The 15,386-nt window shown below is 34.1% G+C and carries 15 protein-coding genes; 4 read left to right on the top strand and 11 right to left on the bottom strand.

Going from position 1 to position 15,386, the window contains the following annotated elements; all coding sequences use genetic code 4:
- Positions 1 to 25: 25 nt before the first annotated feature.
- The gene (locus WEN_RS02870; RefSeq protein WP_014850047.1) at positions 26 to 709 is read right to left on the bottom strand and encodes a hypothetical protein; all 684 of its coding nucleotides are present in this window, start codon (positions 707 to 709) and stop codon (positions 26 to 28) included.
- Between the two features lie 183 nt (positions 710 to 892).
- Here WEN_RS02870 and WEN_RS03765 point away from each other — a divergent pair, with 183 nt between their 5' ends.
- Positions 893 to 1,063, top strand: coding sequence for a hypothetical protein (locus WEN_RS03765; protein ID WP_158308826.1), 171 nt, complete (start codon positions 893 to 895; stop codon positions 1,061 to 1,063).
- The gene (locus tag WEN_RS02875; RefSeq protein WP_014850048.1) at positions 1,035 to 1,511 is read left to right on the top strand and encodes a restriction endonuclease; all 477 of its coding nucleotides are present in this window, start codon (positions 1,035 to 1,037) and stop codon (positions 1,509 to 1,511) included. The genes WEN_RS03765 and WEN_RS02875 overlap by 29 nt, the downstream gene beginning before the upstream one ends.
- Before the next feature lie 46 nt (positions 1,512 to 1,557).
- Here the strand turns inward: WEN_RS02875 and WEN_RS02880 are convergent, their stop codons facing one another.
- Positions 1,558 to 2,529, bottom strand: a complete 972-nt coding sequence (locus WEN_RS02880; protein ID WP_014850049.1) for a hypothetical protein — start codon at positions 2,527 to 2,529, stop codon at positions 1,558 to 1,560.
- 80 nt (positions 2,530 to 2,609) lie between these two features.
- On the opposite strand from WEN_RS02880, the gene WEN_RS02885 reads away from it, so the two are divergent.
- Positions 2,610 to 3,146 carry a Holliday junction resolvase RecU gene (locus tag WEN_RS02885; protein ID WP_014850050.1) on the top strand — a complete coding sequence of 179 codons (537 nt, stop codon included), beginning with the start codon at positions 2,610 to 2,612 and terminating at the stop codon, positions 3,144 to 3,146.
- Here WEN_RS02885 and WEN_RS02890 read toward each other — a convergent pair.
- Positions 3,133 to 7,449: a PolC-type DNA polymerase III gene (locus WEN_RS02890; protein ID WP_014850051.1), complete on the bottom strand. Its 4,317-nt coding sequence runs from the start codon at positions 7,447 to 7,449 to the stop codon at positions 3,133 to 3,135. The genes WEN_RS02885 and WEN_RS02890 overlap by 14 nt on opposite strands.
- An 89-nt stretch (positions 7,450 to 7,538) precedes the next feature.
- On the opposite strand from WEN_RS02890, the gene WEN_RS02895 reads away from it, so the two are divergent.
- Positions 7,539 to 8,117, top strand: a complete 579-nt coding sequence (locus WEN_RS02895) for a hypothetical protein (RefSeq protein ID WP_014850052.1) — start codon at positions 7,539 to 7,541, stop codon at positions 8,115 to 8,117.
- Here the strand turns inward: WEN_RS02895 and WEN_RS02900 are convergent.
- The 8 genes from WEN_RS02900 to WEN_RS02935 are packed head-to-tail and all read right to left on the bottom strand — an operon-like array spanning position 8,100 to position 15,333.
- A complete protein-coding gene (locus tag WEN_RS02900) occupies positions 8,100 to 8,603 on the bottom strand; it encodes a tRNA (adenine(22)-N(1))-methyltransferase TrmK (protein WP_083838602.1) in 504 nt (167 codons plus the stop codon). The genes WEN_RS02895 and WEN_RS02900 overlap by 18 nt on opposite strands.
- Before the next feature lie 3 nt (positions 8,604 to 8,606).
- Positions 8,607 to 9,215 carry a 30S ribosomal protein S4 gene (gene rpsD, locus WEN_RS02905; protein WP_014850054.1) on the bottom strand — a complete coding sequence of 203 codons (609 nt, stop codon included), beginning with the start codon at positions 9,213 to 9,215 and terminating at the stop codon, positions 8,607 to 8,609.
- Position 9,216: 1 nt separating this feature from the next.
- A complete protein-coding gene (locus tag WEN_RS02910; RefSeq protein WP_014850055.1) occupies positions 9,217 to 9,420 on the bottom strand; it encodes a large ribosomal subunit protein bL28 in 204 nt (67 codons plus the stop codon).
- On the bottom strand, positions 9,413 to 12,706 hold the full coding sequence (locus WEN_RS02915) for a hypothetical protein (protein WP_148268011.1): 3,294 nt from the start codon (positions 12,704 to 12,706) through the stop codon (positions 9,413 to 9,415). Before WEN_RS02915 ends, WEN_RS02910 begins: the two co-directional genes overlap by 8 nt.
- A 27-nt stretch (positions 12,707 to 12,733) precedes the next feature.
- Positions 12,734 to 13,063, bottom strand: a complete 330-nt coding sequence (locus WEN_RS02920; RefSeq protein ID WP_014850057.1) for a DUF1218 domain-containing protein — start codon at positions 13,061 to 13,063, stop codon at positions 12,734 to 12,736.
- Positions 13,063 to 13,914: an ATP-binding cassette domain-containing protein gene (locus tag WEN_RS02925; RefSeq protein ID WP_014850058.1), complete on the bottom strand. Its 852-nt coding sequence runs from the start codon at positions 13,912 to 13,914 to the stop codon at positions 13,063 to 13,065. Before WEN_RS02925 ends, WEN_RS02920 begins: the two co-directional genes overlap by 1 nt.
- Positions 13,914 to 14,195 carry a hypothetical protein gene (locus WEN_RS02930; RefSeq protein ID WP_014850059.1) on the bottom strand — a complete coding sequence of 94 codons (282 nt, stop codon included), beginning with the start codon at positions 14,193 to 14,195 and terminating at the stop codon, positions 13,914 to 13,916. The genes WEN_RS02925 and WEN_RS02930 overlap by 1 nt, the downstream gene beginning before the upstream one ends.
- 25 nt (positions 14,196 to 14,220) lie before the next feature.
- Positions 14,221 to 15,333, bottom strand: coding sequence for an energy-coupling factor transporter transmembrane component T family protein (locus tag WEN_RS02935; protein ID WP_148268012.1), 1,113 nt, complete (start codon positions 15,331 to 15,333; stop codon positions 14,221 to 14,223).
- Positions 15,334 to 15,386: the final 53 nt, after the last annotated feature.

Below are 15,386 nucleotides of genomic sequence, written 5' to 3' on the forward strand. Positions count from 1 at the left end.
ATCCCTTTCTCTCTTTATATAAATCCTAAATTACTATAGGCTTAAATCCGTAAGCTCACTGCAAGCCTGTGTCACCAGAATCGATTTTTATTGAACAGCCCTGTTTACCTTTGTAATTGTTTTCTGTATTTCCGCATTTTTCCAAAGAAAACTTAACTTTTGAAAGTTGTGCGTACTTTTCTTCACCTGAAGTTCCATAGTTACTGAATTTAAATAACTGTTGATCACACATTACCATATCTCCATATTCATAAGCATCTTCTCCACCGCCTGACTCACCCAGTCGACTATTTCCAGTGGTTTTATTGACTGTTAAAGAGAATCTAGCTTCTTGACTAGTACTATGTACAGTGCCTTTAATTTCTTGGTGTAAGTCTTCGTCTCTATTTCAATGAGATCCTACAAGTTTTTTATGGTGAAATTTTTTATAAGACCCTATGCCTCTTAATTGAAGTTGAGTACCTTCTGTAACTCCTGAGGAACTATCTTTAAGTGTTAAGTAAATTCAAATATCTGAAGTAATTCATTGTTTTCCGGTCTTTTCCTCTCCATCTTTTGGCCTTTGACTACAAGTAAATAAATAAAACTTTTTTTTAGATCCTGTTCTTCAAACATTTGAAGGATCTCAATCTAAGGAAGAAAGAGAAGAGAAACCGACAATGCCGGTAGCTCCACCCAAAACAAGCAAAAAAGGTTTCAAGAAAAACATAAAAAGATCTATTAATTAATTTTTAAAGTCTCATTTAGAAATTAATCATTATTAATAAATGAGAAATAACAAGCTACTTTCAAAGGAAAACTCATCCTTAAAGGGGGGTGTAAATTTAAGTTTTTTGAGTGTTTCTGTAAACATACAAAGTTCCTAAAATAAGCCTCACAACAGATTTTTAATATGCAATCTTGAGCTGAAATATCCCATGATGAGTTGATGAATGCAGAGATTCTACAAACCATTGTCTTTAAATTAGCTGTTCCGGCTAGACATGAGGTAAACACTCTTGGAAACAAGCTAGATCTATCTAAGTCAGACTTGAATGCTTGTTATAGTCGACCCATTAATTAATCCTTGAAGTGGAGAGAGTCAGAGTTGATACGACGTCAAGTTAACAGTTCAGGGAGAACATAACTTACCTACTGAAAAAGAATGGTTTTATGTAGTAACTGAAGGAGGAAACCACTTTAAGGCACGGTTTTTTGGAAAAAAGACTAAGAAATTAATTTCTTTTGAAGATGCTAGAATTCTTGGGCAAGAAGCGAAAGGTGCAATGGTTGAAAGGGAGATGGCTTACCAAGTTTATGACACAGAAGATGATCCTGAGAGAAAAGTAGTAATTACAAAAGAAGATTTGGAAGCATGTGGTGGATCAGAGGTAATCTTGAAAAAAACCAATATGACCAAAGAAGATATAAGGGGAAATAAAAGAGATATTTGGATATTGTCTTTCCCTTATAAACTTTGAGAGCCAGATGAAGAATTGTACAAATGAGTTACTGAAATAGCCAATAAATAGACTTAGGGTCTTTTATTTAACTTATTAATTCTTTTACTTAAGGCTTTTATTTATCTAGTGTTAGAGTGATAGTTGGTTTAAATGAATCACTTCACTTAATTAGATTGCCTTTTCCATCACTTATACCTTTTTCATTAACCTTCATGTCTTTCAAAGATCCTGAGATAACTTTTGTTATTTTTTCACCTAGTTCATAGTAGTCATATCTCCCGTTGTAACTCTTTTGTTTCAGGGGCAACTTTTCAGTATTCTTAATTTCTTTTGAACCTCAATGAACTCAATCTAAAACCTTAAGGTCTTTTACTGGAATTCCATCTGCTTGTAACATCCCATAATTTTTGTATATAACCTTGTCTGTTTCCGCGAATCGCTCTGCGGGTTTACACTTTCTCTCTGAACCTTCTCCTTGATCCGCCACTTCTCCTCAAATTCCCTTAACAGATCTTCTAACCTTTATCTGCTTTCCTTGTATTTGCTCCACTAATCTTTCTGGTTCATTAGTTTCTGCTTGTTTTCCGCTATTCAACTTAAAATCCTCGCCTACCGGCTTACCTTTCGCCCACAATATCATTCCCGATCCACTTTGGGATTCATAAGCGATTAACCCAAATTCTCCTGTATTTCAAATATCTTCTTTAATTCATCCACTACCCCCTGGGTTTGTTCAATCAAGTCTCAATCCTTTTCTCCTAACCCCTATTACTCCTTCTAATGCATATTCTCTTCAAATATTCTTGGATTTTCCGTCTCCTAATCTAAAAACTATCGCAAATGCATCTTCAAAAGTTACTGGCTTATTAAAACAGGCTGATTGAACTAAAAATCCTTGGTATCTATCTCCGAATGTACTTAAACTATCTTGTGTTTTTGCTAACTCCTTATTGCCCTCCCCTAGGTCGACCTCTATCTTATACTCTCTATTCTTATGAGAAGTAACATTCATTAGTCCAAAGTAGAGTACAGGAGTTCCTCCTGCCCCAGCAATAATCAACTTTCCTAAAAATAAAGGATTTCCCATGAATATTAAAAAATATTATTTTAACTTAATTAATTAGCATCTTTTTTTCTTTTTCCAAAAATTCAAGAATTGAGGAGAGTATGCAACAACTTAAACAAAATCTTGGAACTTTTGTTGAAACGATTATGTCTAACACTGCTGAGTACTACATTCAAAACAATATTGCTTATTTCAGAAAGGCTCACCCCGAATACATTCATCTCCCCCAAGACAATCTCTTACACCAAGAAGAACACACTTACTCTATGAAAGTTCGCTCTAAAGGTGATCTTGACTTCTATGGAGTCTACAAAGGTAGATATTTCTCTATAGAGCTAAAAGAAACTAAAAAAGAGATCTTCTCTCTTTCTTTGCTCAAGAGTCATCAACTAGAGCAACTAAAGAAAATAGATGATTGTGGAGGTATTTCTCTTCTCTTAATTCACTTTTTCTTACAAGATTCTCACTTTATACTCCTAAGCTATCCAGAGCTCTTAAAGTTACTAGAGCTTAAGAAAACAAAGAGATTCTCTTTGGCTGATCTCCAAAAAATAAAAAGTTATGAACTAAAGATAATCTTTCCTACTATCTTTAACCTAACTGAACAACTAGATCAAATACTTCTTAACTATATTTAGGAGTTATTATTCTTAGTCTCTCAAATAGCTTCAAAATATTTACATTCAACTTAACTCTGGACTCTAGATCTGCTCTATCTTTATAAGCTCCATTCTCATTTCTCTCCTCTTCTAGTTGAGAGGCTGTAACTGCCCCTAAACCTAGTATTGAAGAAAAAGGTAATAATACAGTTCTGTTCTCTCTATCAGGCTTAAAGGTAGAAGCCAAAGACTCATTTAGTTGAACCATTCTGAACTTAATACCTCTCGCTATCATCTCTAATGCAACCTCATAGATCATTACTAAATACTTTGACTTCTCTGCATTTTCTCTACTAGCCTTATTCTTAACTATGATCTTGTATTCCTGATATTTTCTCTTTATCTCTAATAAGTCATTGGATACTAAGGACTCTATATCAAAGTGTTTATTAGTAATAGTGAAATAAGCTGCATAGAACTCTACAGGATAGTAAAGCTTAAAGTAAGCTATCTTTCAACACATTAAGACATACGCTGTTGCGTGTGCCTTAGGAAAGATATAGGTTATCTTATTTGCACAAGCTATATATCACTCTGGCACATTAACTTCTCTCAAGAGAGGTAGATATTCCTCTGGTATTCCTCTACCATTTCTAACACTCTCGGCAATCCTAAAGGCCTTATCAATACCTATCTTCTTATCTAATAAGTAATTCATAATGTCATCTCTGCAGGTAATAACCTCACTTAACTGGAACTTTTGATTAGAGATCAATCTATCAATGTTGTTCTTTCAAACATTCTTTCCGTGGCTAATACCAGAAATTCTTATTAGATCTGCAAAATAATTAATTTTGCTCTTGCAAGCTTTAACTATCTCTCTAGTTTTTTCAGTTCCAAATTCAGGTAATCCTAGCGTGCCGACAGTTTCTCCTACAATCTCTAATTTGCTCTCTGGTATTTCTAATACAGAGATATCACTGAACATCTGTAGTATCTTTTTGTCGTCGTAACTAATATTGTCTAGTCTCAGATTTGTGAACTTAGAGAGTAAGGCTAGTATAGTTGGATCATCTTGTCCTAAGATATCGAACTTAAAGAGTGAGTCTTTGAGTGCATCTTTTTCGAAGTGAGTAGTTAGTCACTCACTTTCTGTGTCATTTGCTGGATAGTTCAAGGGAGTATATCTATAAATTGAATCTCCTTTAGGAATAACTATTATTCCTCCGGGGTGTTGTCCAGTGGTTCTCTTTATATCTGTTAGGTTGTAAGAAAGTCAGTGTAGCTTTCCCTTATTGAATGCAATCTCATTATCTGTTAGATAGTTTTTAGCTAAAGCAAAGGCTGTTTTCTCTGCTATTGCAGAGATAGTCCCTGCTCTAAAGGTATATTCTCTCCCAAATAACTCTCTTAAGAAGTTGTGTGCTTTTTGTTGATATTGACCTGAAAAGTTTAGGTCAATGTCTGGTACCTTATTTCTTTCTAATCCCAAGAAAGTCTCGAAGGGAATACACTGACCATCTGTTTGCAAATCTATATAACAATTAGGACACTTCTTTTTTCGAAGATCAAACCCTGACTCTTGGGTATTCTCCTTTAGTTCAAAATAAGAACACTTACTACAGTAGTAGTGTGGTGGTAAAGGATTTACCTCACTTATTTCTAGTACATAAGCTAAGAAAGAAGAACCAACAGAACCTCTTGAACCCACCAAGAATCCCTCAGACTTAGATTTTTTAACTAATAAGTGTGCACACCAATAAACAGTCTCATATCCATTCTCTTTAATTCCCTGTAACTCTCTATCTAAGGTAGTTTTTAGATAAACATTGGGTTTAGGTCCATACTTTTTCTCTAAAGTACTAGCAATATATTCCTGTATGTTTTCATAAGCTTTATCTATCTTAGGTATAGATAAAGTAGAGAGATTGATCTTAATTTTTGAAGAGATAGATTTAACTATCTCTTCTCTGTACTTGAAGAATAGCTCTTCCTTTTCTTCCTCTGAAAGATTTAAGAACTCAAACTCTTGAATGAATCTCTCTGTAGTTCTAAGAGAGTAATCTGGTAATACCTCATTACTAAATTTGGAGGAATAAAGAGGGTGTCTCTTCCCCCCAATACTCTTAGCATGTACTAGTACTTTGTATTGTTCTATCTCCTCATATCATTGAAATTTCAGACAATAATTGGCTATTAGCTTGAAATTGCAGCTTTTAGCTCATTGATAGAACTTCTTTAAGAGATTCTTTATTTCTTCTTCTGTATATCTCCCTCTGTGAATCTCATGTAGAAAGTGAGATGGTGGAGGAAGACTCAGATAATCTAATTTCTTTCCTTCTGACTCAAAGAGTGCAAAGTCATCCTTGAATAGTGCATCCAAAATCACACTATTGGTTGGGGAAGAGATTAGTATTAAATTCTTTCTCTTTGCATTAATAGCCTCTCAATGCAGTTGTGGTTTATCAACAAAGTAATCTATATGGGCTTTAGAAATAAGCTCATATAAATCTCTTATTCCTGTTTGATTCTTGGCAAAGAAGATTACATTGGAACCAAAATAATTTTTTAGTATCTTTTTGGGATCAAAAGAATCATTAAGACTATCTAGTCCTCCATAGCTATAAGGATCTATATCTAGTTCATTTAGTTGTTTCTCTCAGTATTTTCAGAGTCTTACTAAACAGTGAGTGTCATACTCTGCGGAGTGGAGTTCCTTCTCTGCTATATGGAGTGACATCTTCTTAGAAAGAGCTAAAAGAGAGTAAGACTTAGATTTCTTCTCTCCTTCTATAGCTTTTGCTAGTAAAAGTGTGTCTAATAAAGGAGCTACAAGTGGTTCCATTTCTGCTTTCTTGTATTGAGCATTTAAGAATGGGAGGTCAAACTCTAACCCATTGTGAGCCATTAAGACAGTTCCCTCAACATACTCTTTAACTTCCCTTAATACCTCTAACTTATTTCTTCCTAACATATCAAGCTTTTCAGCTGTTATGTTTGTTAGATTTACTATCTCATTACTTAACTCTTTCTCACACTTCAAATAACTGTGATAGTTATCAATAATGGTTCCATTACTGTACTTAACTATGTAGATTTCTATTATTTCGTCAAAGAGGGGATTTAAGCCTGTAGTTTCTAGGTCAAAGATAGAAAAAACTATTGGCTTCTCTGGATCTAATAACTGAAGATTAGAGAGAATCTTTATATTGTCAGAGATAACTTCTATCTCTGAACCATATAGAGGTTTTAGACCATATTTCTTTGCACTCTTTTCAGCTTCTGGAAAAACATGTACATTATTGAAATCAGTGAATGCAACTACCTCGTGCCCAAGTGCTTTAGCTTTTTCTGATCATTGATCTGAGTTAAATAACCCATCAAAGCTAGAGTATTTGGTATATACATTTAAGGAAAAGGCTTTCTTTGGTGAGTTATCTTCTAGACTTAATCCCTTTGGATAATCAACTGAAGCACAACTAATTAGTCAACCATCATAGTTAGATAGAGTTTTTGAACTAGTAGAACTCTTTACATCTAGTTGAATTTCTACCTCAAATCACTCTTCAACTTTTAGTATCTTTAGATATTCTGCTTTCTTTTCTGGAGTAATTAATCTACCTAGTAGTAATATGTAGTGCTCGGAGAAGTTAGTAAAAGCTACCTTATACATACTCTGACCTCTGTAACTGTAGCTATCTATCTCTTCTAGGAGATAGAGCTTGAAAATACCTTTTACCTTAGAGTCAATAGTTTGTATTGCTCCCAATACTTCTGTCTCTTTTGCTATTAAAGGGGCTTCCTTAACAGTTACATCTTCCTCTAGTATCTGCTCTGGTGGTGGTACTACTACAACACTATCTACCTTTGCAACAGAGATAAATAGTTGTTTTTGCTCAAATACGTACTCTAAGAAGGCTTTTAAGTTAGAAAGGTGTTGATCAAAATACTTCTCGTAAGCTACATCTGTGGTTTTGAATATCAATTGTGGAAATTCAAAACAAACATAATCCTCAGTAAAGTTTTCGAGAAAAATCTTTGTTTGTCCATCATCTTTGAAAGCGGCAAAGGCTTTAAACCAATTTGACAAGAGTCTGTGAAAAGTCTTAGTGTTGTAAAGATAACTTAATCTAACAACTATTGAACAACTTCCAGAGGAGTAATTAAAGAACTTAAATAACTCTTCTGGATTAGGCTCTCCGAAATAATTAACTATTAAATAGAAAGAGTCTTGATTGGGAGAAAACTCTCAATTAAAGCTGGCTCTACTTAATAATGCTTCAAACTCTTTTTTCTCAAATAGCTTTAACTCCTCTACAAGTAATCAACTGACTCTTTCCATCTATCTAAAAATTTAGAAAATAAGTTATTAAAAGGGGCATTTTAAAATCAAGGGAAAAATTAAGTCCAACGCTTTTTTAAGTTAGTGTTTTGAGCTTTTTAAGAACTCTAAGGAAGATAAGGCTGTGACTCAAGATTATTGGAGAAGTCTTCTACTCTAAGAGAGATGGTGTTCAAGAGAGTGCAGAGAAGATTATTAATTGTTATTTAGTTGAGGTAATTTTCTTATTTCTTTTAACTGGTGGTTGTTTGGGAATTGGATTTGGTGCTGACCAAAATGGTGGTTGAAGTTGACAAATGGCTGGTCTCTTCTGAGTTGGACCTGCTCTCTGATTTGCTTTCTTAAATATCTGCTTTGGAATTAATTACTTTCAAGTTATTAAGAGAGGAAATAAAGAAGAAATGGAGCTATTCTTTCCTGAAAAACTTAATAAGTTAATACTTATAAATGCAATTTTCGGCTGATTCTTCCCCTATTCTATATGCGCCAAAACAATTTTTTACAAACACTTCATGTCCCTTTATAAAAGAGATCAACTACCTTGAATAAGCCAACACGATACTAGAAAAGAAAGAATGAGAAAGCTAAAACAAGGAAGAAGAGAAAAGAGAAGAGAGCTTGAAATATATCTAAAGATTGATACAGAGGAATTACAAGTTGCTCAATAAAAACAAAACATAACTCTTTTCTCTTAGACTAAAACTTTCTTCCTTAACTTTCTCTCACTCACTTCTTTCTATTCAAGCTCTTAATTTCTCTGGGAAGGCGTGTGGCAAACAACAAAGTCAAATCTTCTTAGTCTTTCAACTCTCTGGTAAGCCTTCTAATATAGAGATAATCTTTTTAGAGCCCAATCCAGCTAATACAATAACTATCTCTTGGTAATCTCTTAGTTCTTCTGAAATTAGCTCAGAAAACCCATCTGAATAAATAAATCTAGTTTTAGAGTCTAAGTCTCTCTTGAGATAAAGCTCTCTAGAGTTCTCTAAAGATACTTTGCTTAACTCTATATTCCAAACTTCTTTAACTCTTTCTTGCTTGAGTAACTCTAATCCCAGAAAACCTAAATCTGAACCTATATCAACCAATAAAGAAGTATTATTAGGAGGCAAAATAGCAGAGAGAAACTCTGCTATCTTCTTAATCCTCCTTATGACTTAGCTATATCTTTTGTATCACTCAGTAGCAGATACTTCATTTAACTCTAGATTCAGCTCTGATCTTTGAGGATATCTCTTATATGTAGTCTTATATTTACCTTCTGCTTCTAGAAATGGTAAAGGTGAGAACTCTGGGAAGTAATTAACTATTGGTAAGTGTCTACTCTTTTCTACTACTTCAATAGTTGAACCTAAAGGAACTATATAAGAAGGAATATCTACCTTTTTCCCATTCAACAAGATATGACCATGTGAAACTAATTGTCTAGCTCCTCTTCTGGTATTAGCAAACCCAGATCTGAATACCAAATTATCTAACTTACTTTCTAGAAGTAGTAAGAAATTAAATGCAAGAGCTCCTTTCATCTTTTGAGCGATGTGAAAGAATCTTCTCATTTGCTTTTCTCTCAACCCATAAAGCAAAGCAATCTTTTGCTTTTCTCTTAGCTGCTCTCCATGTAAGCTTTGTTTTTTATGTTTAGTTGCTCCATGTTGACCCGGAGGATACTCTCTTTGCTTCCCTTTACTGAACTCTCTTCCATCTTCATAAAAAGAAAAGCCATATTGTCTGGCTTTTCTGTACATAGGTCCTAGATATCTAGACATACTACTTAACCTTTCCTTGTTTCTTTCAAGTTCTTACAGTCTTAACTGAAGTTTTAACCTTAATGGGCTTTCCTGTTCTTGCATCTATTAATTGAAACTTTTGAATATTTAAATTTCAAGCTCTCTTAGTAGCATTCATAGCTTTAGATCTATTATTCCCAGTCTTTGCAGATCTATTAGTAACTCTATCTAATCTATTACCCATTATTGGTTGCTACTTCTAAATTCTTTAATTTAAGCTCTGCAATTAATTTTCTTCTTTCATCTAATCTTCTATCTAATTCTTCAAAATCTAGGTCTATCATATCAGAGGCTTCAGCAAATATTCGATTTAACTCTGTTTCCTCTTTCACAAGATATTTTCTCAAATCATCTAGCTCTGTTTTCATCTCTGAGAAAAGAAACTCTCTTCTATCTCTCTCTCTTTCACAAGCCTCTCTGTAGTTACCAGAAGCTTGTTGAAGAGTCTTTATCTCTTTTTCAAGAGACTGCAGTCCTTCTTTAATACCTACAACATCTACCTTTTTCTTTTCCTCTCTATATCTCTTGAGATTTAGTTGAGATCAATCCTCCATCTTAGGCAATAATCCCTTCTTTTCCTTTTCTCTTGAATGATCATCATCTAAAGCTTCTAGTATTGAGAGATAATCTTCATCTTCTAAGTCATATAGATCTGTTTCTTCTGCTTTAAAGGCAGAGAAAGGAGCTGAGTCTATTAAGCTTATCTTCTCACTAGTCTTAACAAAATAGTCAAACTCACTTAACTTATCTACTTTAGAAGGATCCTCTAACTTACCTTTATCGGAGATATTTAGTTGATCTCCCCAACTCTCTACTTCCTTTAAGGTGAATAACTTCTTAGAGAAGTGAGTCATCATATCGTTGAACTTGTATCTAAGTTCAGAGGTAGTGAAGTGCATCTCTTTTCAGTCGTGAAAGCTAGCTTTTTCATACTCTTTTAGCTTTCTGTATCTCTCTTCTTCATCTGCCTCTTGCGGGAAATCTTTCTCTAAAGTTAAGGTCTTAAAGGTATAGTCTTTGCTCTTCAGTCTCTTATTCAGATCATCTTTAGCTTTTTTGATTAACTCTTCTAATCTAGCCTTATCTTTCTCTTGGGACTCTCTAAAGATCTTTTCCTTTAACTTTTGTTCTTGTGCGGGAGTTAACTTAGTTCAAACTTGATCAATAACTAAAAACTCTTCATCATTTAAGAGTTTTGGAGATAAACCTATTAATTCATTTACCTTAGGTTTTGTGTACTTAAGGCTAGGTCTGTAGTAAATTAGTTTTTTGATCTCTGGAGAGAGTTCAAAAACTGATTTATCCATCTTAGGTAGATATTTGTGTTTTTGTTCTGAAGGTTTTGGAGTTCTAAGGAAATAACCTAAAGTCTTGAACTCATCAACCATTTCCTTGTAAACTCTCTCTCACTCTTTCTTTCTAGCTCTAGACTCTGCTAACAAGTTATCTTGAGTTGAGTACATCTTTCTCAGCTCTAGTACCATAATCTCTGCAAACTCCTTAATAAGTGTTTTCTTTCTAGAGATGATTCTCTCTAGATATCCAACTCCTTGATTAGCTCAGTCATCTCAAACTTGATTAACTGAGCTATGTAAAAGACTTAAGAAGCCTGAGTAGGTACCACTTACTTCTTTTTGAAACTCTAATATTTGCTCTCTAATAGAGGTAATGAAAGAGGTATATTGTCTCTCAACTGATTCAACCTTTAGTTTCAGTCCATATATCTCTGATCTATACTCTTCAATCTTTTGTTTGTGTATTGCCTTCTTATTTCTAAGTTGTTTGGATTGCTCTTCAAAGTCTGGATAGTAATCTAGTTGTTGCAGTCTATCTAGATAGTTAGAGAGTTTGAATTTCTCTGCTTCTATCTCTTTTTGAATAGTGTGTTTAGAGAGCTCCAGTGCTCCTTGAATTTCTAGTCTTCTTAGTTCATCTGCTCTACTCTTTCTATTAGTTGACTTTTGTTGAGCAAAGACTAACTTAGATAGACTGTTATCTTGTTCCAGGAAGTCTAGTTTCATCTCTGCCTTTCTTGCTCTGTGAAGTGCACTAATTCTTTCAAATAGAAGTCTTTCGACTTCTTGTTGATAGAAAACTACTTCATTTAGTTGATCATTTAGATCTAGTAAGGCATTACATACTAGAGAGTCGTACTTAGTAAGTATGGCTTTAGAACCGAAGATAGAGAGATAGAAGTTAGGAGAGAACTCTGGGTGTCTTGCAGAGTATTGTTGTAGTCTGTCAGTGAAATTATGAAGTACTTTGAAAGTATTCTCTATGTCTTCTAATATCTTCTTTTGCTCTTTCATGGATTCCATGTACAAAGGGTCTGTCTCGGAGAATCTTCCTTGCTTCAATAGACTCTCTTTCAGACCATTTAGTTGAGTGGAGAGATTATTGTTCTTTTCTTGTAACTCTTCTAGTTTGGCATCTAGTATCTTCTTGAAAGAGTTGGATTGAGAACTATAGCTACTTAAACTTGTTTCTTTTTGGAGTTGAGTTCAAAGTCTTTGAGGTGGTTCTCCAGAGAGTATTAGTTCTTCTATAGAGTAAGCACTGAGAGTGCTGTAGAAACTCTTTAACTGAACTGCAAAGCTATCTACATCTCTATATTGAGGGGAGACTAGGGCTCAAAAGTAGTGAGAGTTATTTAGCTCTAATACTGAGGAGATGGGGAAGTTTGGATTGAAATATCTCGCTCTCATCTTTTCTCTAGGTAGATTAGCAAGTAACTCTTTATAGCTATCAATTGGAGTTGGTAGTAACTCAAAGAGACTCTCTGCAATCTCTTGTGGAGATTCTTTTTTTTCTGTGAGACTAATAGCTTCTTCTTTACTTCTCTCTCCGGCTAGAGAAGGAACTTCAAATAACTCTTCTGGAGAATCAAAGTGAGATTTGAAAGAGAAGAAAGAGGCTTTTGCTTCATCTTTTTCCTTTAGCTCTTTCAGTAACTCTAGAGACTTCTCCTTTGAGTCTGATTGATAGATGTAGTAAGTTGGAGAAACAAACTCTTCTAGGTGTTTAGTTGTAGTTCAAGCTAAAAGAGAAAAGTCTTTGTTTTCATCTTGATTTCTGTAGTGAAGTGGTCTGGTTTCATCTGTTAGATACTCTACACAAGAGTAATGTCATTCTTGTCTCTCGTGAGTTTTCTCAATCTCAATAGACTTAGAAGCTTCTTCTAAGCTAACTATCTTTACAACTTTCTTTAGCTCTGATAGCTTATTTAGTTGAGCAAGTTCTTTAGTGGCAAGAGATACTGGACAAAGAATAAAGTTGCCTTCAAACTCTTTAAGTAAATATTTCTTTCTCTGACTAACTAAGTAATGTGTAAAGCTTGGATATTTCTTGTCTGAAAGGGAAATAAGAGTTTTGGAACTAATCCAACTCTCTACTAATTCCTTAGAAAGTTGAAAGACTGAATCCCCAGAGCTAGAACCTAAAACTTTAAGTGCAAGCTCTTTATTTTCCATATCCCCCAAATCTTATATAAAGATTAATTACTTCTGGTTCTTCATTCTCCTTACATATCTAGGATCTTTGCTCGGAAACTTAACAAAATCTTCATCAGAATCTGCAATCTCCCCAACCACTTCTTTTTCAATAGTGGGACTAACAGTTCCACCTCTACAACTTGTTTGTATCTCCAATATATTTCTAATAGTTCCACTAACAAAATAGAAAGTAGTTATTGCGGGCAATACTACTAAAGAGAGTGCAGAAAGAAAAACTAAAGAAATAAAGAGTAGTACAGTTACTACTATTCTCTTGCAAGGTCCATATTTAGTTCATCTATTCTTACAACAACATAAAAAGTTTTGTTTAGTCATTAACTAGAAGAGACTAACTTTGAGATATTGTCTATTAACTCCTCTTCAGTTCTACTAGAAGACAGATCTAAGGAGTGTTTCTCCTTCAGAGTTCTTTCTAGTTGAGAGATAAATGGAGGACTTAAGGCTAGCTCAGAGAAAAAAGAAGCAGGTAAGCTAAATAACTCATTCTTATCTTTTAGGTGTGAAACAATCTTTCCCTCTTTAAACACAATTATTTCATCAGCCTGTAAAAGCTCTTCCATATCGTGAGTAATAGAAATAACTGTTTTTTTGTAATCAACCACTAATCTCTTCATTAATTTAGTTATCTCTACCTTTTCTATTGGAGAGAGTAGTGCGCAAGACTCATCAAATAGGAATAAAGAAGGATTTAAGGCTAAAGTAGAGGCTATTGCAACTTTTTGTTTCTCTCCTCCAGAAAGATCTACTGGAGACTTATCTCTTAAATTGTGTAGTTCTAGAGAGTCAATAAGATTTTCAACCATCTTTCTCATTAATATAGGTGGAACTTTCTTATTCTCTAGTCCAAAAGCTAGCTCTTCCTCTATAGAAGAAGTTATGAATTGACTATCAGGATTTTGAAATACTACTCCTAAGAATGAAAAGATCTTTTGATATCCAATCTTAGAGATAGGTTTGTCTGAAATCTTTATAGAACCAGAATCTGGCTTTAATAATCCAGTTAATAGCTTAGAGAAGGTAGACTTTCCTGAGCCATTGTGACCTACTATACAGTAATACTTGGACTCTTGTAAGGAAAGAGAGAGGTTGTGAATAAATTTCTTACCTTTAACGTGAGAAAAACAAAGTCTATCAATAACTAAAACATTCTTAACTTCTGAGCTCATTACCTATCGGCGGGAGGATTAAATCAAGAAGAAGATTTTCTTGTTCTGCTCCCCTCCGATGTTGATGGTCCTTCTTTTATCTTCATCCTAAAGTACTTAATTACATAGAAAAAAGCCACTAAAGCTCCGACTCCAGCCGCAGCTCAAGTCTTATCTAGTGCTATCAAAACAATAAGAGTAATTATTAAGAAAATTCATAGTATTATCGTTAAAGCTTTCTTAATAATAAATCTGATGAATTTAAAGAGATAAAGCCCAATAGTCTTTAAATCTAAGCCCATTATCACTGACAAACTCTATCTATTATTAAGTGGCAACTAATAAAAGGGGTTCTAGATGTCCAAAGGTTGATAGATAAGAACCGGAGAGAGCGAAATAAAAACACATAGTAATAAATAGAATTACTAGTCCAAATAACCCTAAACTAGGGTAATTAATTGAATAAGATCTATAGCTTGTTCTACCTGCTTTAGGTAGATAGGCTCTAGAAATCATTGCATTTGCAAGCTCTCTAGACTTAATCATTGAGATTATGAATAGAGGAATGAATAAAGAGAGAAAGGCTGAAGCCTTATCTCTTACTCTTCCATTCTTAAAGTCAATCCCTCTACTTGACTGAGCCTTAACTATTCTTAGAGTCTCTGTTAATAGAGATGGAATGAATCTAATTGCTAGAGAGATAACTAAGGTGATTTCTTTAACTGGAACTCTTAGAACCTTAAATGGTCTAATTAGTTGTCCGATAGCGAAAGTGAATGAAGTTAAGTCAGTAGTGTAACTTAGTGCACTTGAAAGTGCAATAATCATTACTAACTTATTAGACATATTGAAGGCCATTAGGAATTGAAAGAGAGTAATTGTATATCACTGAGGTAGGAATCCTACTATTTTTTGACCACTAGCTGTAGATACATAGAAGGTCTTTAACTTATTTATGTGTTTTTCTATATTGCAACAGGTGATTTCGCTGCTATCTTCACAACACTTTTTCCCTTCCCCTTTACACTCACAAGCTTTTTTGAAAGTCTCTAGATTGTCTGCAGCAAAAATAGATTTATCTCCAGTACTACCTTTTGGGCAACCAGTACAACAGTTGTCTGTTCCAGACTTGGTGCAAGCCTTTACAAAATCTCCTCCAAGTTGCCAACCTATATCAATATTTGAGTTACTTCCATTAGTGCTGTTGCTCTTAGGTCCTGAAAAACTAAATGGTGAAATAGAAGTCAGATCTAAATACTTAGAACTTATATAGTTCTTGTCTCAAAAACCTGGATTCTTATTAAAGACTCAGTTAACAGTAAATAAGAATAGATATATTCCTAAATACAAACAAAATAATTTCTTGTATAGAGAGGCAAAGCTACCTGAAAAATAAAGAACTAAGAGAGTAAATCCAAGTAACAAAAGGTGAAGTAACATTCCTATCTTCGAGAAGATAAGAAAAGTTAAGAGTATGAAAGCAACTAACTTCA

It is taken from the genome of Mycoplasma wenyonii str. Massachusetts, assembly GCF_000277795.1.
Lineage (GTDB): Bacteria > Bacillota_I > Bacilli_A > Mycoplasmatales > Mycoplasmoidaceae > Eperythrozoon_A > Eperythrozoon_A wenyonii.